We start from the raw sequence: 20,183 nt of genomic DNA, 5'->3' as shown, positions 1-20,183 counted from the left end.
GACCCTCATGACCCTCGGCGACGCGGTCGAACTACCCAGTCCCGGAACAGAATTCGACGCGCCCGCCGGGCGGCCCCGGCTGCCGCCCGACGACCCGTTCTACCGGTCGCCGGTGGAGTTGAGCCGCATCGCGCCCGGCACCATCCTGCGCACGCGCCGAGTTCGCCTGGGACTGTTCGGGATGGTGCCGCAGCGCGTCACCGCCTGGCAGTTGCTGTACCGCACCGTCGATCTGCACGGCACGCCCGAGGCGGCCGTGACCACGGTGCTGCTGCCCTGGGACGCGGACCCGGAGCGGTCGCGGCCACTGGTGTCGTTCCAGTGCGCCATCGATGCGATTGCGCCGATGTGCTTGCCCTCCTACGCTTTACAGTATCGGGCTCGCGCGTTGGGGGCGATCCCGCAACTGGAGCTGCCCTTGGTGGCGGCCGCGCTGGCCCGGGGCTGGGCGGTGTCGATACCCGATCACGGCGGGGTCGACGGGCGTTTCGGCGCCGCGCTCGAGCCCGGGTACCGCGCGTTGGACGGCGTGCGCGCGGCCCTGCGTTTCGCGCCGCTCGGACTGGATTCCCGTGCCCGCGTGGGCTTGTGGGGCTACTCCGGCGGCGGACTGGCCACCGCGTGGGCGGCCGAGCTGGCCGCGGAGTACGCACCCGAGCTCGATATCGTCGGCGCGGTCGCGGGTTCGCCGGTGGGGGATCCGGCGGCCGCGTTCGTGCGGCTCAACGGTTCACCTTTCGCCGGTTTCGCCATGGTGTTCACCGCCGGGCTGCGGCGCGCCTACCCGCGACTGGACCGGGTGCTGCGCTGCCAGCTCTCCGCGGACTATCTGAAATTGCTTGCGTACGCGGAGAATACGCCGACGCTGCCGTTGCTGGCCCGGTTCGTCGGGCGGGACGCCGACCGGCATCTCAGCGGCGGGCTCACCGACTTCCTGACCCATCCGGAGGTGGTGACGGTGCTCGACGAGATCCGGCCCGGCCATCGCGCGCCCACCATGCCGATGCTGGTGTTGCAGGGCGTGCACGACGAGGTGATCGCCGTCGCCGATATCGACGCCCACGTCGGCCGCTATCTGGCGCAGGGGGTGCACGTCACCTATCTGCGCGACCGGCTCAGCATGCATCTGCCCTTGCAGTTCATCGGGATTCCGGCCATGATCGCGTGGCTGGCGGATCGCTTCGACGATCGGCCCCGCACGCCCGCGGGAACGCGCACGGTCTGGTCGGTGGCGTTCGACCGGACGGCCCGGTCGCAGCACCTCGGCTTGGCGGCCTTGTTCGTCCGGATGCTCACGGGCCGTCCGATTCGCGAACGTCCCGCGCCCGGTTGGCATTTCAAGTGAACGCGGGCTCGAAGTGCTTGCTCGGCACCGCATTCCGATAGGTGCGCGCCACCAGTGCCGAGCGCAGATACCACAGCCCCGACGGCTGGGACGGATCGAATCCGGTGAGTTGCCCGATCCGTTTCAGCCGGTAGTCGACGGTATTGATGTGCACGCTCAAGGCCCGTGCGGTGCGCCGGCGGTTCAGGTCGTTGCCGATGTGCCGGCGCAGGGTCTCGAGCAGCTCCGGGTACTCGTCCAGGGGATCCAGCAGCGAGCCGAGGTATTCGCGGCCCGGTCCGGGACGGGTCAGCTGGTACTCCATGGCCAGGTCGTCGAAGCGGTACAGGCCCGGCGAACATTCCAGGCGGTGCACCATGTCGAGGAGTTCGTGCGCGCGCTCCGCGCCATCCGGGATGCCGCCGGTTTCGGTGTGCATGACCGTGGCGGTGATGGAAACCTGTGCGGCGGTGGATAATCCGGTCACGAAAGCCTCCAGGTCGGCCGCGGACGGATCGGAGTCGGGCAGCAGTACGGTGCCGCCGTCCGACCCCAGCAACGACAGCGCCCGGCCCGCGCTGCGCCGCGCCAGTTCGGATTGGAGGCGCCGCAACTTCCGGCGCGCCACCACGCCGCCGTCCACGCTGGCGTCGCTCTCGCCGGGATGCGCCGGAATGCTCAGGGCCAGCACGTAATACGCGCCATCGATCTGTACTCCGCCCGCGCGTGCCATGGTCGATGTCGAATGGCCGGCCAGCAGTGCCGAAGTGACGGTGTGCACGGCGCTGTGATGCTCGGCGGCGACCGCGCGATGCTCGCGCACATAGGCGACCGCGAAGGCGGAGTCGATGGTGGCGAGCACTTCCAGCAGTCGCCGGGCCGTAACCGCCACGCGCGCGGAGTCATCGGGGCCGATGGGCCCCAGGAGCAGGTCGAACCCGCGCGCGAATCCATCGTGCACGGCCCGGTGGATGGCCCCGATCGGAATGCCCTCCCGCGCCCAGTCCGCGCCGGCGCGCTGCAATCGCTCGATCTTGGCGGTCACATCCCGGCCTTCGAGCACCCCGGTGGCGAGCTCCAGGCAGGTCCGCGTCACCACCGTGACCTCGCCGCGCAGGGCATCGCCGGGCAGTGTGCCGCACGGTGCCACATGCGCGGCGAAATGCTCCACCAATTGCCGTGACAGGCCTCGGATATCGTGCAGCGGAGTCGAAATGGCTTCGACCGCAGGCCCGTTCGCGAGTTCGGCCGATCCGGAATACCTAGGTGCGCTCATATTCGACTCCACTACCCTCTTCAGGGAACGCTTGCGTTCCTACTGGAGCGTAACTGTAGTGGGGCCGAATCCGGGTCGCAATCAACCGAAAAGATCACCCGTGCAGATCGCAGCTCCCATCGCAGAAAGGAGCATTGCCGGTCTTGCCGCACCGGCACGCCGCCATGCGGGTCTCGCGCAGGAATTCCGGGGTGCCGTCGGCATTCCGGCCGGGTACCGAGACTTGCAGATCACCGCGGAGCAGCAGCGGTCCGCCGGGTAACGGGATCACCGTCGTCACCGCGTCGCCGGTCTCGTGCGGGCCGGGCTCGAGCAGATAATGCAGTGCGCCGCTCGGGCATCGCCGGATCACCTCGGCGACTTCGGTCGCGCTCGCCCGGTCCGGCTGGATCCACGGTCGCTGCGAGGTATCGAACACCATGGGCAGGCCGCGGACGCACTCGGCGAAGTGCACGCAGCGCGCGGCGTCGTAGTAGACGGTCACCTCGGGCGCGGTATAGGCGCGGCCCGGCGGGGTGCCGGGGTCGGAAACGGACTGGTCAGCAGGCATTCTCGAACGGTACGCCTTGCCGCTGCCCGCGGCGGGGCACCGCGCTGGAGACACGGCCGTCGGCATCGATACCGCCGGCGTGCGAACGCGTAACTCGACGACCGAACCTCCCGGGTGGCAAGCTGACCGCATGGTGATCTTGAAATGAGCCGGGGTGTGCTGGTGACGGGCGCCTCACGCGGGATCGGGCGCGCCGTCGCGACCATGTTCGCGGAACTCGGCGACCGGGTCGCGGTGCATTACTCCTCGCGGCGTGAGCAAGCCGAGGAGACGTTGCACGGGCTGCCCGGTACCGGTCACGTACTCATCGGCGGCGACATCTCGGATCCGGCCGGCGCCGCCGCGATCGTGGATACCGCCGTCGGCACGCTGGGCACCGTGCACGTGCTCGTGAACAATGCCGCGGTCAATCTCGCCGGCCCGGTCGCCGACACGGATTATGAAGAGTGGCAACGGGTTTGGCGTCGGACCGTCGATGTCAATCTGCTCGGCACCGCCAATGTGAGCTTCCTGATCGCCAAGCACATGATCGGCCGCGCGGTCGCGGGGCGCATCGTCAATATCGGCTCCCGAGGGGCGTTCCGGGGCGAACCCGATCATCCCGCCTACGGTGCGACGAAGGCGGCGGTGCATGCGCTCGGCCAATCGCTGGCCGCCTCGCTCGCACCGCACGGCATCGCGGTGGCCTCGGTGGCACCGGGTTTCGTCGCCACCGAACGCGTCGCCGACCGTGTCACCGATCAGGTCCGCGCCCAGAGCCCCTTCGGCCGCGTCGCCGAACCCGCCGAAATAGCCGCGGCCGTCCGCTATCTCGCTTCCCCGGAAGCGCAGTGGAGCTCCGGCGCGGTCCTGGACGTGAACGGCGCCTCCTACCTGCACTGAACAGCGCGGAACCGGCCGCTCGCGAATTCTGTACGCTCGCAAACGAGCCTGCCGGCGGGTGCGCCGCGCGATCGAGCCCAAGGAGTCTCCGTGACCGGTTCCCCCGCTCGAGTCCGATCCGCGGAGCTGCCCGCCCGCGCACTCGCCGCCCTCGCGGTCGGCCTGACCGCGGCCTTCGTCCTCGCCCCCGGCCGGCTGGCGTCGGGCACGGGCACGGATTTCACCGGTGAAAGCGACCTGCGCACCGCCTTCCGCGCGGCCTTCGCCACGTATTGGCGTTCCAGCCAACGCGATTACCCGCCCGCGCTCCAAGCGATCGTCGACTACTGGTTCCGCTATCACCTGGTCAAGGCGGTGATCGCCGCCCTTCTGCTCCTGGTCCTGCTGAAACTCGCCCTGCTGCTCTGGAAGCAATTCCGCACCACCGCCCCGGAACCCGGCGGCACCACGGCGCTGCTCGCCGGCGCAACGGTCACCACCCTCCTCGCCCTCGTCGCCCTGGTCCTGCTGATGGCCAATATCCAAGGTGCGATCACCCCCTTCGCCTCCCTGTTCCCCCTGCTCACCGGCGACAACCTGGACCCCGAAACCCAAACGGTCCTGAGCCAGATCAATCAGCACCTGAGCGACTACCCGAACAACGGAACCACCCCCGCCCTCGAAGTGATGATCACCGACTTCGCCCACTACCACCTCGCCATGGCCATCATCGCCGGAACCGTGGCCGTCACCTTCGTCACCCTCAGCGCGCTGCTCTGGAAGCGTTTCGCCGCAACCGAATCCACCAACCGCGGCACCCGCCGGGCACTGAGTACCTTCGCCACCGCCTCGGCCCTGCTGTTTCTCGCCACCGCGATCGTCGTGTCAGCGAACATCACCAACGCCACCGACTCACCCCCCGGCCTCGCCGCACTGTTCACCGGCGGCTGGTGACCGCCACCGGCTCGCGATAGTGTCCGGCATGGAAACGATCGAGGTCATAGCAGCCCATCATGAGCGCGCGACCGTGCGCGTCGGCGACATGTTCCTGAAGATCGACGCCGATCGGACTCGCACCGACCACGAAGTCGCCGCGATGGCGCTGGCCCCGATCCCAACGCCGAAGGTGTTGTGGCGCAAGCCATCCGTCCTCGCACTGGCCGCGGTCGGGGGAACAGCGCTCGGCCGCCTCGGCGAACCATCGACCGCGTCTTCCACAGCCTGGGCCGCCGCCGGTGCAGCCATTCGGGAGCTGCATGACGCACCGCTACCTCCGTGGCCCGGCCGCACCCCCGCCGAAATCGCTTCGGAACTCGACGCCGAATGCGCCTGGCTCATCTCGAACGACGTTCTGCCCATCGAAGTGATCACGCACAATCGCCGACTGGCAGCGGTCGCGCTGCGCCCGTGGAAGCCGGTCTTCGTACACGGCGACCTACAGGTCGCCCACGTTTTCGTCGCCGACGACGAGGTCACCGGCATCCTCGACTGGTCCGAAGCCGCCCGGGGCGACGCCCATTACGACCTCGCCACTTTGACACTCGGGCATCAGGATCGGCTCGATGACGTTCTCGGCGGTTACGGAGCCGGCCTCGACCGCGACGTGATCCGAGCCTGGTGGTCACTGCGCAGCCTCCGGGGCGTCCGCTGGCTGATCGAGCACGGTTCGGACCCCAGCGCACCGGGCTGCGAAATCGACGTGCTGAAGTCCAGTCTTCGCCGTTGAGCCCGGTTCAACGTGCGGAGGCGTGGCGGCCGACGGCGTTGAGGTGGGTGAGGGCTTCGGCGTAGGAGACGACGACGCTGGTTTCGGCGTAGGGGACGCCGATTTCGGCGCAGTAGGCGCGGACCAGGGGTTGGGCGGTGCGCAGGGCGGGGCGGGGCATCGAGGGGAACAGGTGGTGTTCGATTTGGTAGTTGAGGCCGCCGAAGACGGTGTCGGTGACCGGGCCGCCGCGGACATTGCGGGAGGTGAGGACCTGGCGGCGCAGGAAGTCGGTTTTGTCGCCGTCGGGGAGGACCTCCATGCCCTTGTGGTTGGGGGCGAAGGTGCAGCCCATGTAGAGGCCGAACAGGCCCTGTTGGACGGCGATGAAGACCAGGGCTTTCGCCGGTGACAGGATCAGGAAGACCGCGGTCAGGTAGCCGATCGCGTGGGCGGCGAGGAACGCGCCTTCCCGGACGCGGTGCGGGATAGGCCATTTCAGGACCGCGCGCACGCTCGAAAAGTGCAGGCTGCCCGCTTCGAGCAGCAGCATCGGAAAGAAAAGCCAGGCTTGGTATCGGAAGATGAAGCGCCGCCAGCCTTTTCCGGCAGCGGCGCGGGCACCGGAATGCGCCAAGATGCCCGAAACGTCGGGATCGGCGCCCTCGGTATTCGGATGCGCGTGATGCCGATTGTGATTGCTGGTCCACCATCCGATGCTGACCCCGGTAGCCAGATTCCCGACGATCAGCCCATACCAATGGTTGGCCCGCACGGTCCCGAAGATCTGCTTGTGCCCCGCATCATGTCCCAGGAACGACAGCTGCGCGAACACCGCGGCCAGCACGACAGCCGGACCCAACGCCCACCACGAATCGCCGATCACCCACAGCGCAGCCCAGCCACCAGCGAAAACCGCTGCGGTGACAGCGCTCTTCCACCCGTAATACCGCAACCGCCGATCGAGCAGCCCCGCCTCTTTCACCCGCCGCAACAACACCGCGTAGTCGCTCCCACGCGTCGACCCGGCCGCGACCACCACCGGTGACCGCTTCTGTTCCCGCCGCGCGGGCCGCTGTGCTGTCTCAATTACCAAAGGTTCTGCACATCCTGCGATCGTGGTGTTCAGCAAGTCGCCGCGCGAGCGCCTGCCGCGCACGAGATTCCGGGTTCGGCACCGAACCGCCCGCGTATCCTAGAACAGCATCTCGCGCCGCCGACACCGGCAGGTGAACGAACGGGCGGACCGGCAACACATCTACATGACGACTTCGCGTCCGCCGCACCCGAGCGGCGTCCCGGCTACGGTTGATCCGCATGGCGCACAACAAGATAGAGCTGACCGCGGATTCGGTTCGGGACCTGCTGCGCGACCAGCACCCCGACCTCGAGGGCTACCCCCTGCGGCTCGGCGCGCGCGGATGGGACAACCAACTCTGGCGGCTCGGCGACGATCTCGCCGTGCGCTTCTCATCGGCGACGCCGGCGACCACGGCCGCCCCGGCGGCAAGCCCACCTGGGGGCCGCCCGGTCACGCGGCGCTGCATCGCCTCATCGCGACGATCGGCCGCTGATCGATCCTGAGGCGGCGGTTCTGCGGGACCATCGCTTAGCATTCGGGGTATGCGCCGCGGGTGGGTCTCGATCCTGGTGGGCCTGACCGTGATCGGGACCAGTGGATGTGTGGGAGCGATCGATCGGTCGGTGTTCGAGCAGGAGGTTCGGGCGCGGGGTGGGGGACTGGTCGATGCGTTGCCGCGTGAAGGGTTCGCGGCGCTCGCGGCGCGCTTGGGGACCGCTGATCCGGAAGCCGATGTGCTTTTGCTGACCGCGCCGGACTCGAATCAGTTCCGGCTGGTGCTCGACGATCAGCCGGTTCAAGTGACCCGATTCCTCGCCGGTCGCGGCGACCTGGCCACCGGTACGCCGACGCTGCGCATGCGCGTCCGAAACCCTCGTGAAAGCCGGCAGCTCGACGACTATTCGTTCACGCTCGGAAGTCTCGGTTCCGCGGAGCCGGTGCGGGTTTCGGCATTCGACGATCTCGACGGGGAAGTATTCCATCTCAGTGAGGTGACCGGGTTGTCGAAGCTGGAGGAGATCGTCGATACCGCGCGCCGGAAGAGCGAACTCGGTGATGGGCAGGTGAATACGGTGGTGGTGAGCCGGTTCGGAGGCGAAATCCGGATTGTCGCCAACGTGGTTTCGCCGCGCACGGAGATGCTCGCCGAGTTCGATCGCACCGGCGCCCTGCTTCGAATTCGGCAGGTGTGAGGCGATGGCCCGTTTTCTCGGGATCGCGGCCTCCACCGCGGCCGCTGCCGGTGCCCTCACCCTGGTGGTTCCGCTCGCGATCTGGCCCGGCGAAGCGAAACTGACCGCGCCAATGCTCTGTTCGCCCGCGACAGAGCCGATGGTCGTCTCCGACACCATGCATGATTCGGAAGGCACCTCGGTCAACTACACGCTCTACTGCGTCGGTCAGCGCGGCGAGTTCACCGATGCCGGCTTCGCATTGCCGATGCTGATTCTCTTCGCCGCACACCTGACCATCCTGGCCGCATTTGTGATGGCTGTTTCCCGCCAGCAGCGGTGAGGTGTGGCGGCGAAGATCGTTGACGTGCCGACGAATGTGATGACCACTCTGAAGGACTTCTACGCAGCGGAGGCCGCGTACCTCGCCGATGGATCCGGCTTCGAGAACATGGCTCGGTATCTCGCGCCGAATGTCGTCATGTACCAGGCGTCGTCGCTGCCGTACGGCGGTGAATGGCGCGGCCACAACGGATTCCGTGGATTCATCGCGGCGATGGGGGAGAGCTGGGACGGGCTGTGGTTCGACGAGCAGCAGTTCCTCACCGAGGGCGATCGCGTCGTGGTCTACAGCCGGGGCCGCCTGCGTGCTCGGCGCACCGGCCGAGTGCTGGAAACCTCTCTGCTGCAATGGATCAGCTTCCAGGACGGACTGATCACCGAGTTCCGTCCTTATTACCACGACACCTCGGCAGTCCTGGAGGCGCTGCACGAATCCCGGTAGCCAAGGGATGGTAGAGAGGTCGTATGGAGCGTTTTCTGGTCACGGGCAGCTCGGGGCATCTCGGGGAAGGGCTCGTGCGGGTGCTGCGGGAGCGTGGGCAGGACGTGGTCGGGCTCGATGTGGCCGAATCCGCGTACACGACGTTCGTCGGGTCCATTGCCGATCGTGATGTGGTGCGGCGGGCGCTGGACGGGGTTACGCGAGTGCTGCACACCGCGACGCTGCACAAGCCGCATGTCGGCTCGCATCGGCGTCAGGACTTCGTCGATACCAATGTGACCGGCACGTTGACCTTGCTCGAGGCGGCGGCGGAAGCCGGAGTGCGGGGGCTGGTGTTCACCAGCAGCACAAGCGCTTTCGGGCGGGCGCTGACACCCGAGGCCGGTCAGCCCGCCGCGTGGATCACCGAAGAGGTGCCGCCGGTGGTGCGGAATATATACGGCGCCACCAAGATTGCCGCCGAGGACCTCTGCGAACTCGCCGCTCGCGATCTGAACCTGCCCGTGATCGTCCTGCGCACCGCACGCTTCTTTCCCGAACCGGACGATCGCGACGAGGTCCGCAGCGCCTACGACGACGCCAACCTCAAAACCAATGAATTTCTCTACCGCCGGATAGATCTCGCCGACGTGGTGGACGCTCACCTGCTTGCCGCCCGGCGAGCCCCGGCACTGGGTTTCGGCCGCTACATCCTCAGCGCCACCACCCCGTTCACCCCCGCCGATCTCGCCGAGCTGGCGGTCGACGCGCCCGCCGTCGTGGCGCGCCTGTTCCCCGATATCGCCGCCGACTACCGCAAGCGGGGCTGGCGCATGTTCCCCGCCCTCGACCGCGTCTACGTCAACGACCGCGCCCGCCGGGACCTCGGCTGGACCCCCGAGTACGACTTCCGATCCGTCGTCGAACTGGTCCGCGCGGGCCGCAAACCGTGCAGCCCGCTGGCGGCCACCATCGGCGCCAAGGGCTACCACGCCACCAAAACCGGCGTCTACACCCGTTGACCGCGCCGCACGCCGTGGATCGCCGACCGCCGAGGGCAGGCAGCGGGTGAGCGGCTCGCCGACTCTAGGATTCGAGTATCGACGGTCGGAGGGCGGATGCGGATCGGGAGTGCGGGCGAGCGTACGGACTGGTTGGTGTTGTGGGCGGTGGCGGCGTGGGGCGCGATCGCCGCGGTATTGACCGCGCCGTTGACGGCGGGGCTGGTGGGAGTCGTTTTCCGGTTTCCGATTCCGTTCGGCGAACCGGCGCGCGGGTTGGGCGATGTGCTCAATGCGGTGATGGCTTCGGTGTTCTATCTGATCTGGGGTGAGGGGGTCGTGCTGGCGGTGCTCGGTGGAACGGCGGGGTATTTCATTGCCAGGGGCTTCGGGCCGGGGTTGCTGCGGCCGCTCTCGCTCGCGGTCGCGGCGGCTGTCGGGCTGGGGCTAGTCGGAGGACTGATTCTCGCGGTGTTCGGATGATTCGGTCGGCCCCGGGCGAGGCGCGGGACAGCAAGGCCCCCTCTCGCTTTGCGGGAGGGGGCCTCGGGAACCACTGCGGTGGCGACGTTTAAGTCACTACCTCGACGGTGTCGCCGACATTCATGTAATTGAAGAACTCGCGCGCCCCGTCGGGGGTCATGCGGATACAACCGTGGGACTGCTTCTCCACCGGTCCGATGTGGAATGCGATATCGCCGTTGAAGAACATGGCGTACTCCATCGGGGCATTGTGCATGGTGCTCCAGTGGAAGGGCTTCTTGAGGAAGACCTTGAAAACACCCGGCGGCGTTTCGTAACCGGGCATACCGTGCGAGATGGGCGTGGGGCCGAAGACGACCTTGCCGTTGTCCATCAGCCAGGCCTCATTGGTGCTGAGGCGCAGGCAGGCGCGAGCATTCGCGCTGCACGGAGCTACGACCGGTGCGGGAGCGGTATCCGGGATGATCGATGGAACACCCGGGACATCCGGTCCGCCCGGCCATAACGGGTCGGCGTGGGCGGGCGCGGTCGCGAGACCGGCGGTGGCGACACCGACCAGTACCGCGGAGCGCGCCATCGCGCCGAGGGAACGCTTGCTCATCATCGAGATTCAGACCTCTCTAGCCTTGCCCGCCACCCTTGCTGGTTCCGCCTGCGAGGGCGAAGGGACATCACGTTGGGACAAGCATTGGGACCATGGGAGGGGTACCGCTGATCATTCTTAACCGTGCCGAGCGCGATTCGTGGGACAAACCGCCACTGACGCGCCGACACGCGAGCCGTCGGGGGTGGACGCGCCGGTGATCAGCGGATCGGCGGCAGGGTGCGTTCGTTCGGATCGGCCCCGGCGGGCAGGTGCGCGCCATTGTTCGGAACATTCGGGCGCGGCGCGTTGGACGAGCCCCGGATCTGCTGATCGGCCGGCGGATTGTCGCAGTAACTCCAGCGTGCGAGGGTGCCGTCCTGGACCACATACGGGGCGGTCGCCTTGGCCGAGTAGTTGCACCACGGCCGGGCCCAGATATCGACGATCGTGTAGAACTCGTTGTCGTGCGCCGGAACACCCATGGCTTGCGTGCCGGGCACCAGCGCGGGGAACAGGGCGCGCAGGGCGGGGATCCGCAATTGCGCGGCGCGCACGATGGCGGTCATGGTGACCGCGAGCTGGTGGATCGGCTCCTCGTTGCGGTCGAGGGTCTCGCTCGCGATCGCCAGCTGCCCGGGCGCGCGATCGAGCAGCTCGCGCAGTTCGGCATTGGCGGCGTTCGCCTGATCCATCAACGTGCGCGAATTGCGGGTCAGCGTCCCCAGATCCGGTTGCGCCTGCGAAGTGGTGGCGGCGATCGAGCGCAGGTTCTCGATCAGGTTCACCGTTTGCGGCAGCAGGTTGTCCAACCCGGTGGTGGCGATGCTGACGCCCTCGATCAACCCCCGCAACTGCTCTTTACCGCCACTGAGCGCGATATCGAGCTCGTTCAGAATGACCTCGTATTTGTCCGGATCTATCTGGGCGATCAGCTCGTTCGAGTCCGCGAGCGCCTCCCACACCGGTGTCGGCGTGCTGATCTGCGCCGGATCGAAATGCACCACCTGTCCGTCGTGCAGATACGGCCCGGCGTCGGTGCGCGGCCGGAAGTCCATGTACTGTTCGCCCGCCCCCGACAGCGCTCCCACCGCAATGGCGGTATCGGCCGGGATCTTGTACTTGTCGTCGATCACCGCGACCGCCGCGATCCGCGCCCCGCCGTCGATGATGTCGACCGCCCGCACTTGCCCGACGCGATACCCCCGCCACGTCACATCATTGCCGGCTTGTAGCCCGCCCGACCGATCGAGATGCACGGTGACGGCATAGGTTCCGCCCGGCGGGCGCACCCGCGCCACATCCACGGCCAGATACCCGGCACCCACCAGCAACAGCCCCACGAGGGAAAGATTCGAGATCAAGGTTTTGCGCTCACGCAGCACGCCCACGGACCCGCCTTCATTGCCGATCACGGACAAAAGGTTCGGTGCACAGCAAACACTCGGCGAAACTGCGGGCAATACTAACCGGGCGAGCGCAGCAGACCCAGTTCGGCCGCGCGGACACCGATTTGGAATCGCGTGGACACGCCGAGCCGCGCCATGAGATCGGCGACCTGCCGGCGATAGGTGCGCAGTGACACACCGAGGCGGCGCGCGGCGGTCTCGTCCTTGAGGCCGAGCGCGAGCGTGCCGAGCACCGCGCGCAGCGCCGCATCGATTTCGGGCCGCACCGGATCCAGCGCGACGGCCAGCCCCGCCGCCGATTCCCAGGCCATCCGCGCGAATTGGTCGAGCGCCCGCAACCGCACCTGTTTCCCGGCCGCGAGCAGATCCCCGACCACCACCTGCCCCAGCCGGTAATGGTTCGGCGACCGAGTCGGATTCGAAACCGCCACCACCGCTTCATGTTCCGCGCGCAGCAGCAACCGCTGGACATCGTCGTCCCAATGCCCGTCCTGGCTGAAGCGGACGATCCCGCCCCGCGCCGGCCTCGCATCCCGCGTCATAACCCTGCCCCGATCCTCTCCCTCACCATTACGTTCCGTGGTCCACCCCTGTCAACGGCGGTGGCAGCCTCCTGCCACACCCCGCGCGCCCGAGCCATCGCTTCCTACCGTCGGCTCATGCACATCGACTTCACCGACGAACAGCTGCAACTGCGTAAACAGTTGCGCGAGTACTTCGCGGACCTGATGACACCGCAACGGCGAGCAGCGTTGCGGCGCGGGCCCGGCGGCGAGCACGGGGACGGGGTGACCTATCGGGAGATCGTGCGGCAGCTCGGGGCTGATGGCTGGCTGGTGCTCGGGTGGCCCCGGGAGCACGGCGGGCAGGGGCGATCCATGGTGGATCAGCTCATCTTCAATGACGAGGCCGCGGCGGCGGGGGTGCCGTTGCCGTATCTGACGGTGAATACGGTGGGGCCGACCATCATGCGGTACGGAACGCCGGAACAGCGGGAGTACTACCTGCCGCGGATCGCCAGGGGTGAAATCCATTTCTCCATCGGCTATTCCGAGCCGGCGGCCGGCACCGATCTGGCGTCGCTGCGGACGCGCGCGGTGCGGGACGGCGACGAATACGTGATCGACGGCGAGAAGATGTGGACCAGCCTCATCTAATACGCCGACTACGTGTGGCTGGCCGCGCGCACCGATCCGGCGGCGGGTAAGCACGGCGGATTGTCGATTCTCGTGGTTCCCACCGGGGCGCAAGGGTTCTCGTGGACGAAGGTGCACACCATGGCGGGAGTGGGGACCAGCGCCACCTACTACTCCGGGGTGCGGGTGCCCGCCGCGAACCTGGTGGGCGGCGAGAACCGGGGCTGGTCGTTGATCACCAACCAGCTCAACCACGAACGGGTCGCGTTGAGTTCGGCTGCGCCACTTCGGGAATCGATGCGGCAGGTGCGGGAGTGGGCGCGGAACACCCGCACGGACGACGGTTCTCGAGTGATCGACGCGGAATGGGTGCGAGTGCATTTGGCGCGGGTGCACGCGCATGCCGAATATCTGAAGCTGCGCAATTGGCGTACCGCCGCGGCCGCCGACGCGGGGGAGCTCGGACCCGCGGAGGCCTCGGCCACCAAGGTGTTCGGAACCGAATTCGCCACCGAGGGATACCGATTGCTGATGGAGGTGCTCGGCGCGGAATCGATTCTGCGCGAGGATGCGCCGGGAGCCTTGCTGCACGGGCGGATCGAGCGCTTCCACCGGTCTTCGCTGATCCTCACCTTCGGCGGCGGGATCAATGAGGTGCAGCGCGACATCATCGCCAAAACCGCCCTCGCCCTGCCGGTCGCGCGCTGAAACTAGGAGTACGACAATGGATTTCGAATACACCGAAGCGCAGCGCGACCTGTCCGGGCTGGCGCGCGACCTCTTCACCGAACACGCCGGTCGGCCGGCCGGATTCGATCCGGAGCTGTGGCGCGCCATGGCCGCCGCCGGACTGCTCGATGCCGCCCTGCCCGAAACCGCCGGGGGAGCGGGATTCGATGTGCTCGAGCAGTGCGCCATCCTGATCGAGCTCGGCCGGACCCTCGCGCCCGCGCCGTATGCGACGAGCATCGCCGTGGCCGCCGCGACGATCGCCCGGTTCGGCGACGAATCCCAGCTGCGCCGATGGGTGGACCCGGTGCTGTCGGGCGAATCGACCATCGCCCCCGCATTGGCACGCACCACCGTCGCGTTCGAAGCCGAACCCCACGGCGAACGCCGGCGTATCACCGGCTCCCAATCGGTCGTCGCCGCGGGCGCTTTCGCCGGAGCCTTCCTGGTCGAGGCCCGCGCCGGCGCGGATTCACTACTGCTGCTGGTGGATCGGGAGGCCGAAGGCGTCGACGTCACCGCACAGCAGGTGGTCGACGGAAAGGACGCGGCCCGGCTGGAACTGCGGGATGTACGCGTCGATGCCGGCCACGCCCTCACCGCCCCCGGTGCCGCCGCCTGGGCACGCCGCCGCGCCACCCTCGCCACCTGTGCGCACCAGCTCGGCGTCCTCACCCGCGCCCTGGAGCTGACCTGCGAGTACGCCCGCGACAGAAGGCAATTCGGGCAGCCCATCGGCGCGTTCCAAGCGGTCCGCCAGCGTCTGGCCGACGCCTACATCGATGTCGAGGCCGTTCGCCTCACCCTCTGGCAGGCGGCGTGGCGGGAATCCCGTTCGCTACCGGCCGATGCCGAGATCGCGGTGGCGAAGTTCTGGGCCGCCGAGGCCGGGCACCGGGTGGCGCACACGGGCGTGCACGTGCACGCCGGCACCGGCATCTACCTGGACTATCCGATGCAGCGCTATTTTCTGGCCGCCAAGCGCGCCGAGTTCGAGTCCGGATCCGCCACGTCCCAGTTGCGCGGGCTCGGCGAGCTCTTGGCCGCCGAGCCCGCGGACGCCTGAGGCGCGATCACCCGATCGGCGAGCAGGCCGGCCCACCAGGTGATGCGGGCGCGACCCAGGACGCAACGGTCGCCCGCTGCGGTCCAGACCCCGGCGGTGATGCCGCCCAGGCGAGCCGTGGTGATCCGGGCATGTATCCACCGCGTGTGCACCCCTCGTACCCACGCGGCCATGGCCGTCGTGTTCGCCGACACCGTGACCTCCCTTTCATCGGTGGTGGCGTTGGGGAAACCTTTCCACCCGCCGATAAAAAGCGAATAAACGTTCTCTATGAGGTCAGGTCAGCAGTGCCCGGGTCTGCGGCGCGGCCGGTTCGGCCAGGACGCGGGCGGTGTCGCCGCGTTCGACGATCGCGCCGTCGGCGAGCACCACGATCCGGGTGCAATGCCGCGCGACGACGGCCATGTCGTGGCTGACGACCACCACGCCGATGCCCCGGGCGAGCCGGGTGCGCTCGATCAGGTCCATGATCGCGGCGGCGGTGGCCGCGTCCAGGGCGGAGGTGATCTCGTCGCAGAGCAGCACCTCCGGTTCGGCGGCCAGCGCGCGGGCGATGGCGACACGCTGGCGCTGACCGCCGGAGAGTTCGCGGGGATAGCGCTCCAGCAGTGCGCGATCCAGCTCCACATCGGCCAGCAGCGCCGCCGTGCGTGCGGTGATCTCACCGCGCCGGGTGATCCCGTTGAGCCGCAGCGGGCGCGACAGCGCCTGTCCCACGGTGTGTTTCGGATTGAGGGTGGAGAGCGGATTCTGCGGGATCAACTGGATGCGCCGGCAGTCGCGCCGGGACCGCCGCCGTGCTCCGACCGCCAGCGGGCGTCCGGCCACCTCGAGCGTGCCCGTGGCCTCGGCGTGAATACCCGCCAGCACCCGTGCGAGGGTGGTCTTGCCCGCGCCCGAAGGCCCGGCCACCGCAATCGATTCCCCCGCGCGGACTTCGAGATCGATGGAGTGCAGCAGGGTGCGGCGACCGGCCGCGGCGCCGATTCCGCGCGCCCGCAACAGCACCGGCGAGTTCGCGCCCGGTGCGGCCACCGCGGAGGTCAGCCGCGTGAGTGCCGCCTGCCGGGTGCCCAGTGCGACCACGTCATCGGCGAGCCGATGCAGGATCTCGGTGTCGTGGCCGGAGACCAGCACCGCTACCCCGTCATCGGTGGCGAGCGATCGCAGCAGCTGGGCGATCTCGTTGCGCAAACCGCCGTGCAGGCCGGCGAGGGGTTCGTCGACGACCAGCACGCCGACCTCGCGAACCAGCGCCAGCGCCAACGCGATTCGCCGCTGTTCACCACCGGAGAGCTCACCCGGGTATCGCCGCAGGCACCGCGCGGGCAGGCCCACCCGGTCCAGCACCTCGATCGCCTGTCGGTCGTCGGGTCGTCGGGTCGCTGCGCGGAGCAGCGCGCCGATCGCGGGCCGGTCGTCGGGTCGTCGGGTCGCTTCGCGGAGCAGCGCGCCGATCCGCATCCGCGGGTTCAAGGCGGCTCCCGGATCCTGGCTCACCAGCGCGAGGTTCCGGCGGCGGAAGGCTTGCAGCGCAGCCGGTTCCAGTGCGAACACATCCTGCCCGTGCACCCGCACCGAGCCGCTGACGCGGGTGGTGCCCGCCGCGAGGTGCCCCAGGACCGCGCGCATGAGCGTGGTCTTCCCGGAGCCCGAAGGACCGGTCAGCGCCGTGACACCGCCGGCCGGCACGTGCAGCGAGACCGGGGCGAGCAACTGGGTGCCCGAGGATGCTCGGACACCGAGGTTCTCGACGATCACCCCGGCGGTCATAGGTCGCGCCGTCCGCGCCCGAACGCCACCACGGCGCTGTTCACGCTGACCGCCAGCAACCCGATCGCCAGGCTCGGAGCCAGCACCGCCGCGGGATTGAGCAGGATTCCGGAAGCGTTCTCCCGCACCATGATCGCCCAATTCGCATCGCCGAGCGAGGTCGGCAGTTGCAGGAAAGCGGCCGTGCTCACCAGATACATGGCCTCCACGAACCGCAAGCCCAGCTGGGTCAGCAAGGTCTCGCGCAGGTTGGGCAGCAGTTCCCGGAAAACCAAGTAGCCCAGGTGTTCTCCACGCGCCTGCGCCGCCTCCATGAACCCGGCGCGTGTCACTCCGCTCGCCGCCGCGGCGAAAACGCGTGCCGTGTAGGGGGTTCCGGCGATGACGGCGACGATGACCAGGCCGAGCGCACCGGATTCGGGCCAGGACAGCATGAACAGCAGGATCGCCAGCACGGGCGGCAGCAGCATGCCCAGGTCGGCGGCGCGTTCGATCCAGCCGCCGAGCCGCGGTCGCAGGGCCGCGACGGCACCGAGCACCGCCGCGCACCCGGTGACCACGGTGGCGATCACCGCGGCGAGCAGCAGCAATCCCCAACCGCCGCGCAGCAATTGACTCCACACGTCCCGGCCGAGCCGATCGCCGCCCAGCCACGCCGCCCCGCCGGGCCGCTGGAAGCTGATCCCGATACCGTGCTCGGCCGAATGCGGGGCCAGCACGGGACCCAGGACGGCGATGGCGACGATCACGGCGGCGGGGATGATCGGCGGCCACCAGCGCCGGGCCGGGGCCGGGGCATCGATCATGACCGGCCTCGATTCGCCCACGCCCGTACGGCATCCGCCAGCAGCAACACGCACAGGATCGTGGTGCCGGTCATCGCCACGACCGCCGCGACCAGCGCGGTATCGCGATCGGAGACCGATCCGGCGATCATCGCGCCCATGCCCGGATAGTTGAAGACCGTCTCCACCACGAGCGCCCCGCCGAACAGGGTGCCGACCGAGGTCGCGAAGGAGGTGGCGATGGTCGGCATGGCGAACGGCAGGATGTGGCGCAGCAGTACCGTGCGCTCCGGCAGGCCGTTCAGCACCGCGCTCTCCACGTGCGGGGCCGAGGCCGCGTCCGCGATCGCACCGCGCACCACCCGAAGGTTCCACGCGGACTGCGGGATCGCCAGCGCGGCGACCGGCAGGATCAGCATCCGCGCGCTCGCGGGATATCCCGACCGGTCGGTGAAAGTGACCGCCGGTAGCCAATCCAGCCAGAGCGCAAACACCAGCACCAGCAGCGTCGCCAGCACGAACTCCGGAACGGCGATGACGAACGCCGACCCCGGCGCCAGCACCCGGGCCGCCCGACCGCGCGGCCGCGCCGCCCACCACAACCCGCACAGCATCGACACCGCCACGGTCACCGCCATCGCGACCGCGGCCAGCAGCAGCGTCTGCGGAAACGTGGCCGCCAGCAGATCGTTCACCGGCGCCCCGCGCGCCGTGGTGCCGAAATCTCCGCTGAGCACCCCGCTGAACCAATCCCGGAACCGCACCGGCAGTGGCCGATCCAGCCCCAGCTCGTGCTCCTTGGCCGCCAGCTGATCCGGTGTGGCGTCACGCCCCAGCACCGCCCGCGCCGCATTGCCCGGCAGCAGGTCCACGACCACGAACACCAAGGCCAGCAACGCGATCAGCAAACCCAGCCGACGCGCGATCGATCCGGCGAAACCGATCAATTCGACATCCACACGCGTTCGAGTTGCACGCGCCCGTACCCGCCCAGCTTCGGCAGATCCCGCACCGAACTCGACGCCACATCGATCCCATCGGCCAGGCCCCACACGAGGTAACCGCCGTGGTCGTACTGGATCTGCTGGATGGTCCTGCTCGCTTCGGTGAACTTCGCGCCGGCCGGTGCGGCCAGCGCGTCCAGATACGCCTTGTCGAAATCCGGGTCCTGGAAACCGGTTTCGTTCCATTTGGTGCGTGAGTACATCACCTTGCTGGCGAAGAACACGACCGAATCGTTGGTGCCCCAATTCGCCGTGTACAGGGGTGCTTTCAGCCAGGTCTGATCGTAGAAGGCGTTCGAATCCTGGACGACGACCTCGATCGATACCCCGATGTCCTCGACCTGGCTCGCGAACACCTTGGCCGATTCGACCTCGCCCGGGGCTTCCTGCTTGGTGAGGAGCTGATAGGTCTTGCCGGTGTCGAACTTCGCCGCGGCGAGCAACTGTTTCGCTTTCGCGACATCCCGCGTGCGCTGCGCGAGGGACTTGTCGTAGGTCGGATCGGCGGTGCCGAGAACGTCATTGGCGATGCTGCCGTACCCCGAAAGCACCTGTGCCACCATCGCTTCCCGGTCCACCGCCAGCCGCAGCGCCGTACGGACCCGGGCATCGGCGAACGGGCCGTCGCAGGTGCGCATGGCGATCACCACCGCGACATCGTCGGGGCGGCGCACCACCTGGAGATCGCCGCGGCCCTCGGCGGTGCGCCCGGCGACCGCTCCGACGCTCGAGGCGAGGTCGATCTGCCGGGCCAGCACCGCGTTCGCCATCGATTCGGGGCTCTCGAACAGCGTGACCTCGATGGCGTCGAGCAGGGGTGCGCCACCGTGCCAGGCGTCGTTGCGGATCAGCCGCGCGTTCCCGTTGTGGTAGCTCTCCAGCTGGAACGGCCCACTCCCGACGGCCCGCGTGAAATCGGTGGTGCCGCGCGGAACCGTGAAGGTCATCAGCCGAAGCAGCAGTGGCAGCTGGCTGTTCGGGTTCGCACAGGTCAATGTCACCGCATTGGGTCCGGCGGCCTTGATGTCGTCGGCCGATGCGACGGGAACCTTGGTTTCGCCGGCGGTCTCGCGCAGCCGCCGCAGTGACCACACCACGTCCTCGGCGGTCACCGGGCGGCCGTCGTGGAAGGCGGCCCCGTCGGCGATGGTGAAGGTCCAAACGCGTTGTGCCGCATCGGATTCCCACTTCGAGGCCAGTCGCGGCGCGACGTTCGGGTCCGCGCCCGGCACCGTGAGCGGGTCGTACACCAGCGACATGATCAGGAAGTCGCTGTCGTTGCTGAGGGTGGCGTGCGGGTCGCGTTCGACCTTGGCGGACTTGCCGATCGCGCCGATGCGCAGCGTGCCGCCGCGTCGCGGGGCGCCGCCGGAATCGCCGGGGGAGCCGTCACCGCAGGCGGCGAGCGTCAGGATCGCGCTGAGTCCGAGACCGGCTTTGAAGAGTTGACGCCTGTTCACATCCACGCTGACCTCACCCGGT

General features: G+C 68.5%; 21 protein-coding genes and 1 pseudogene. 12 read left to right on the top strand and 10 right to left on the bottom strand.

Going from position 1 to position 20,183, the window contains the following annotated elements; genetic code table 11:
• The first annotated feature begins 7 nt into the window (after nucleotides 1–7).
• Nucleotides 8–1,345, top strand: a complete 1,338-nt coding sequence (locus NI1_RS24165; protein ID WP_067824906.1) for a lipase family protein — start codon at nucleotides 8–10, stop codon at nucleotides 1,343–1,345.
• On the opposite strand, the gene NI1_RS24160 is transcribed toward NI1_RS24165, so the two are convergent.
• Nucleotides 1,338–2,600, bottom strand: a complete 1,263-nt coding sequence (locus NI1_RS24160; protein ID WP_067824904.1) for a PucR family transcriptional regulator — start codon at nucleotides 2,598–2,600, stop codon at nucleotides 1,338–1,340. The genes NI1_RS24165 and NI1_RS24160 overlap by 8 nt on opposite strands.
• Before the next feature lie 94 nt (nucleotides 2,601–2,694).
• Nucleotides 2,695–3,150: a (4Fe-4S)-binding protein gene (locus NI1_RS24155; protein ID WP_067824902.1), complete on the bottom strand. Its 456-nt coding sequence runs from the start codon at nucleotides 3,148–3,150 to the stop codon at nucleotides 2,695–2,697.
• A 144-nt stretch (nucleotides 3,151–3,294) separates the two neighbouring features.
• Between NI1_RS24155 and NI1_RS24150 the strand changes: the two genes are divergently transcribed.
• The 3 genes from NI1_RS24150 (at nucleotide 3,295) to NI1_RS24140 (ending at nucleotide 5,737) form a co-directional block, all read left to right on the top strand.
• Entirely contained in the window at nucleotides 3,295–4,032 is a 738-nt protein-coding gene (locus tag NI1_RS24150) for an SDR family NAD(P)-dependent oxidoreductase (protein ID WP_067824900.1), read from the top strand.
• 90 nt (nucleotides 4,033–4,122) lie between these two features.
• On the top strand, nucleotides 4,123–4,965 hold the full coding sequence (locus tag NI1_RS24145; protein ID WP_084523601.1) for a hypothetical protein: 843 nt from the start codon (nucleotides 4,123–4,125) through the stop codon (nucleotides 4,963–4,965).
• Between the two features lie 28 nt (nucleotides 4,966–4,993).
• Nucleotides 4,994–5,737, top strand: a complete 744-nt coding sequence (locus NI1_RS24140) for a phosphotransferase family protein (protein ID WP_067825330.1) — start codon at nucleotides 4,994–4,996, stop codon at nucleotides 5,735–5,737.
• Between the two features lie 7 nt (nucleotides 5,738–5,744).
• On the opposite strand, the gene NI1_RS24135 is transcribed toward NI1_RS24140, so the two are convergent.
• Complete coding sequence (locus NI1_RS24135) at nucleotides 5,745–6,812, bottom strand: fatty acid desaturase family protein (RefSeq protein WP_245663381.1); 1,068 nt, start codon at nucleotides 6,810–6,812, stop codon at nucleotides 5,745–5,747.
• A 221-nt stretch (nucleotides 6,813–7,033) separates the two neighbouring features.
• On the opposite strand from NI1_RS24135, the gene NI1_RS38930 reads away from it, so the two are divergent.
• From NI1_RS38930 to NI1_RS24105, 6 genes are all read left to right on the top strand, one after another.
• Nucleotides 7,034–7,300 (top strand): hypothetical protein, encoded by a 267-nt coding sequence (locus NI1_RS38930; RefSeq protein ID WP_067824896.1) that lies wholly within the window; start codon nucleotides 7,034–7,036, stop codon nucleotides 7,298–7,300.
• Between the two features lie 39 nt (nucleotides 7,301–7,339).
• Entirely contained in the window at nucleotides 7,340–7,990 is a 651-nt protein-coding gene (locus tag NI1_RS24125) for a hypothetical protein (protein ID WP_067824894.1), read from the top strand.
• 4 nt (nucleotides 7,991–7,994) lie between these two features.
• Nucleotides 7,995–8,312 (top strand): hypothetical protein, encoded by a 318-nt coding sequence (locus NI1_RS24120; protein ID WP_084523600.1) that lies wholly within the window; start codon nucleotides 7,995–7,997, stop codon nucleotides 8,310–8,312.
• Between the two features lie 39 nt (nucleotides 8,313–8,351).
• Entirely contained in the window at nucleotides 8,352–8,753 is a 402-nt protein-coding gene (locus NI1_RS24115; protein ID WP_067825326.1) for a nuclear transport factor 2 family protein, read from the top strand.
• A gap of 23 nt (nucleotides 8,754–8,776) precedes the next feature.
• Nucleotides 8,777–9,754 (top strand): NAD-dependent epimerase/dehydratase family protein, encoded by a 978-nt coding sequence (locus NI1_RS24110; RefSeq protein ID WP_067824891.1) that lies wholly within the window; start codon nucleotides 8,777–8,779, stop codon nucleotides 9,752–9,754.
• Nucleotides 9,755–9,850: 96 nt separating this feature from the next.
• Nucleotides 9,851–10,216: a hypothetical protein gene (locus NI1_RS24105; RefSeq protein ID WP_067824890.1), complete on the top strand. Its 366-nt coding sequence runs from the start codon at nucleotides 9,851–9,853 to the stop codon at nucleotides 10,214–10,216.
• Between the two features lie 88 nt (nucleotides 10,217–10,304).
• On the opposite strand, the gene NI1_RS24100 is transcribed toward NI1_RS24105, so the two are convergent.
• The 3 genes from NI1_RS24100 to NI1_RS38925 all read right to left on the bottom strand — a co-directional run bounded on the left by NI1_RS24100 (nucleotide 10,305) and on the right by NI1_RS38925 (nucleotide 12,750).
• The gene (locus tag NI1_RS24100; RefSeq protein ID WP_245663380.1) at nucleotides 10,305–10,817 is read right to left on the bottom strand and encodes a L,D-transpeptidase; all 513 of its coding nucleotides are present in this window, start codon (nucleotides 10,815–10,817) and stop codon (nucleotides 10,305–10,307) included.
• 203 nt (nucleotides 10,818–11,020) lie between these two features.
• Complete coding sequence (locus NI1_RS24095) at nucleotides 11,021–12,214, bottom strand: MlaD family protein (protein ID WP_245663379.1); 1,194 nt, start codon at nucleotides 12,212–12,214, stop codon at nucleotides 11,021–11,023.
• Between the two features lie 50 nt (nucleotides 12,215–12,264).
• Nucleotides 12,265–12,750, bottom strand: a complete 486-nt coding sequence (locus tag NI1_RS38925; protein ID WP_067824886.1) for a helix-turn-helix transcriptional regulator — start codon at nucleotides 12,748–12,750, stop codon at nucleotides 12,265–12,267.
• 117 nt (nucleotides 12,751–12,867) lie between these two features.
• Between NI1_RS38925 and NI1_RS24085 the strand changes: the two are divergent.
• Nucleotides 12,868–14,052: pseudogene (locus tag NI1_RS24085) on the top strand (acyl-CoA dehydrogenase family protein).
• A gap of 16 nt (nucleotides 14,053–14,068) precedes the next feature.
• Complete coding sequence (locus tag NI1_RS24080) at nucleotides 14,069–15,139, top strand: acyl-CoA dehydrogenase family protein (protein WP_067824884.1); 1,071 nt, start codon at nucleotides 14,069–14,071, stop codon at nucleotides 15,137–15,139.
• Nucleotides 15,140–15,415: 276 nt separating this feature from the next.
• Here the strand turns inward: NI1_RS24080 and NI1_RS24075 are convergent, their stop codons facing one another.
• The 4 genes from NI1_RS24075 to NI1_RS24060 are packed head-to-tail and all read right to left on the bottom strand — an operon-like array spanning nucleotide 15,416 to nucleotide 20,161.
• Entirely contained in the window at nucleotides 15,416–16,912 is a 1,497-nt protein-coding gene (locus NI1_RS24075; protein ID WP_067824882.1) for an ABC transporter ATP-binding protein, read from the bottom strand.
• The gene (locus NI1_RS24070) at nucleotides 16,909–17,718 is read right to left on the bottom strand and encodes an ABC transporter permease subunit (protein WP_067824880.1); all 810 of its coding nucleotides are present in this window, start codon (nucleotides 17,716–17,718) and stop codon (nucleotides 16,909–16,911) included. The genes NI1_RS24075 and NI1_RS24070 overlap by 4 nt, the downstream gene beginning before the upstream one ends.
• Nucleotides 17,715–18,656, bottom strand: coding sequence for an ABC transporter permease (locus NI1_RS24065; protein WP_067824878.1), 942 nt, complete (start codon nucleotides 18,654–18,656; stop codon nucleotides 17,715–17,717). The genes NI1_RS24070 and NI1_RS24065 overlap by 4 nt, the downstream gene beginning before the upstream one ends.
• A complete protein-coding gene (locus tag NI1_RS24060; protein ID WP_245663378.1) occupies nucleotides 18,641–20,161 on the bottom strand; it encodes an ABC transporter substrate-binding protein in 1,521 nt (506 codons plus the stop codon). Before NI1_RS24060 ends, NI1_RS24065 begins: the two co-directional genes overlap by 16 nt.
• Between the last annotated feature and the right edge of the window lie 22 nt (nucleotides 20,162–20,183).

Source organism: Nocardia inohanensis NBRC 100128 (assembly GCF_001612945.1).
Lineage (GTDB): Bacteria > Actinomycetota > Actinomycetes > Mycobacteriales > Mycobacteriaceae > Nocardia > Nocardia inohanensis.
Note: the sequence above shows the minus strand (reverse complement) of the source record. Positions and strands in the feature narration are given on the sequence as shown.

Coding starts and splice junctions, on each gene's coding strand:
- NI1_RS24075 (WP_067824882.1), bottom strand. CDS start 16,912: ATGACCGCCGGGGTGATCGTCGAGAACCTCGGTGTCCGAGCATCCTCG.
- NI1_RS24140 (WP_067825330.1), top strand. CDS start 4,994: ATGGAAACGATCGAGGTCATAGCAGCCCATCATGAGCGCGCGACCGTG.
- NI1_RS38930 (WP_067824896.1), top strand. CDS start 7,034: ATGGCGCACAACAAGATAGAGCTGACCGCGGATTCGGTTCGGGACCTG.
- NI1_RS24155 (WP_067824902.1), bottom strand. CDS start 3,150: ATGCCTGCTGACCAGTCCGTTTCCGACCCCGGCACCCCGCCGGGCCGC.
- NI1_RS24150 (WP_067824900.1), top strand. CDS start 3,295: ATGAGCCGGGGTGTGCTGGTGACGGGCGCCTCACGCGGGATCGGGCGC.
- NI1_RS24120 (WP_084523600.1), top strand. CDS start 7,995: ATGGCCCGTTTTCTCGGGATCGCGGCCTCCACCGCGGCCGCTGCCGGT.
- NI1_RS24165 (WP_067824906.1), top strand. CDS start 8: ATGACCCTCGGCGACGCGGTCGAACTACCCAGTCCCGGAACAGAATTC.
- NI1_RS38925 (WP_067824886.1), bottom strand. CDS start 12,750: ATGACGCGGGATGCGAGGCCGGCGCGGGGCGGGATCGTCCGCTTCAGC.
- NI1_RS24110 (WP_067824891.1), top strand. CDS start 8,777: ATGGAGCGTTTTCTGGTCACGGGCAGCTCGGGGCATCTCGGGGAAGGG.
- NI1_RS24100 (WP_245663380.1), bottom strand. CDS start 10,817: ATGAGCAAGCGTTCCCTCGGCGCGATGGCGCGCTCCGCGGTACTGGTC.
- NI1_RS24070 (WP_067824880.1), bottom strand. CDS start 17,718: ATGATCGATGCCCCGGCCCCGGCCCGGCGCTGGTGGCCGCCGATCATC.
- NI1_RS24105 (WP_067824890.1), top strand. CDS start 9,851: ATGCGGATCGGGAGTGCGGGCGAGCGTACGGACTGGTTGGTGTTGTGG.
- NI1_RS24125 (WP_067824894.1), top strand. CDS start 7,340: ATGCGCCGCGGGTGGGTCTCGATCCTGGTGGGCCTGACCGTGATCGGG.
- NI1_RS24160 (WP_067824904.1), bottom strand. CDS start 2,600: ATGAGCGCACCTAGGTATTCCGGATCGGCCGAACTCGCGAACGGGCCT.
- NI1_RS24115 (WP_067825326.1), top strand. CDS start 8,352: ATGACCACTCTGAAGGACTTCTACGCAGCGGAGGCCGCGTACCTCGCC.
- NI1_RS24080 (WP_067824884.1), top strand. CDS start 14,069: ATGGATTTCGAATACACCGAAGCGCAGCGCGACCTGTCCGGGCTGGCG.